This window comes from Falsiroseomonas oryzae (assembly GCF_027856955.1).
GTDB classification, from domain to species: domain Bacteria; phylum Pseudomonadota; class Alphaproteobacteria; order Acetobacterales; family Acetobacteraceae; genus Falsiroseomonas; species Falsiroseomonas oryzae.
This window is the reverse complement of record NZ_JAPSMD010000824.1, coordinates 1-1,212: the sequence shown is the minus strand read 5'-3', so window position 1 is coordinate 1,212 and position 1,212 is coordinate 1. Positions and strand designations below refer to the sequence as shown.

At 76.1% G+C, this 1,212-nt stretch carries 2 protein-coding genes; both read left to right on the top strand.

Going from position 1 to position 1,212, the window contains the following annotated elements:
- A partial coding sequence (locus OZN99_RS32005) for an iron dependent repressor, metal binding and dimerization domain protein (RefSeq protein WP_270939222.1) occupies nucleotides 1-297 on the top strand: 297 nt, incomplete at its 5' end.
- On the top strand, nucleotides 294-1,212 hold a 919-nt coding region (locus OZN99_RS32000; protein ID WP_270939221.1), incomplete at its 3' end, for a metal ABC transporter permease. The genes OZN99_RS32005 and OZN99_RS32000, both read left to right, overlap by 4 nt.

The following is a 1,212-nucleotide window of genomic DNA, read 5'->3' as shown; positions in this document are numbered from 1 at the left end:
TGGAGCCGCGGCAAGGCGCGGCGCCTCGCCTTCTGGCTCTCCCTGCGCGGCCTCGTGGCGCGCGCCGAGGGTTCCGTCCACCTGACGCCGCGCGGCGCGACCGCCGCCCGCCGCGCGGTGCGCGCGCATCGCGCCGTGGAGCATCACCTCCTGGCCGCGGGGGCCGCCGACATCGCCTCGGCAGACCGCCTTGCCGACCTTGTGGAGCACGGCCTGCCGCCGGAGATGGCCGCGAAGCTGCTGCCGGAGCCGAGCGCGCTGCCGGCCAGCCCGCATGCGCTGGGAGGCGGGCGATGACCTTCGCCGATTTCCTGATGCTCGACCTGCCGCCGCTGCTGGCGGCGATCATGGCGGGCGGGACCTGCGGGCTGCTCGGGTCCTTCCTGGTGCTGCGGCGCGAATCGCTGGTGGGCGACGCGCTCTCCCACGCCGTCCTGCCGGGCATCGTGCTGGGCTTCGCCATCACCGGCGCGCGCGCCGGCCTGCCGATGCTGGCCGGCGCGATGGTCGCGGGGCTGGCGGCGGTGGCGCTGATCGCGGTGGTGCAGAAGGCGGCACGACTCGATTCCGGCGCGGCGATCGGCGCGGTCTTCACCACCTTCTTCGCCATCGGCCTGGTGCTGCTGGAGGTGACCGGCGCGCGCAGCGTGGACCTGGACCTCGACTGCGTGCTGTTCGGCCAGCTCGAGACGCTAGTCTGGACGGAGGGGCGCTCCGCCGCGGCGCTGCTGGACCCGCAGGCGCTGTCCGCCCTGCCGCGCCAGCTCGGCCTGCTCGCCGCGGTGGCGCTGGCGGTCGGCGTCACCGTCGCAGTGCTCTGGCGGCCGATCAAGATCATCTGCTTCGACCCGGCCTATGCCCAGGCGCTCGGCCTGCCCGGACGCAGCCTGGAGCTCGGCCTGGCGCTGATGGTCGCCGCGGCCGCGGTGGCGGCGTTCGAGGCGGTGGGCTCGATCCTGGTGGTGGCCATGCTGGTCTGCCCGGCCGCCGCGCTGCGGCTGATGACGGACCGCTATGCCGTGCAGGTGCTGGGCGGCGCGGCGCTCGGCGCGGGGCTCGGCGCGGTGGGCTATGCGCTGGCGGGGCCTGTGCCGGCGGTGCTCGGCGTCGACGTCTCGCTGAACGCGGCCGGGGTGATCGGAACGCTGGGCGGGCTGCTGGTGGCGACCGCCGCCCTGCTTCGCCGCACGCCCGGCCAGGGCCGGGTGGCGG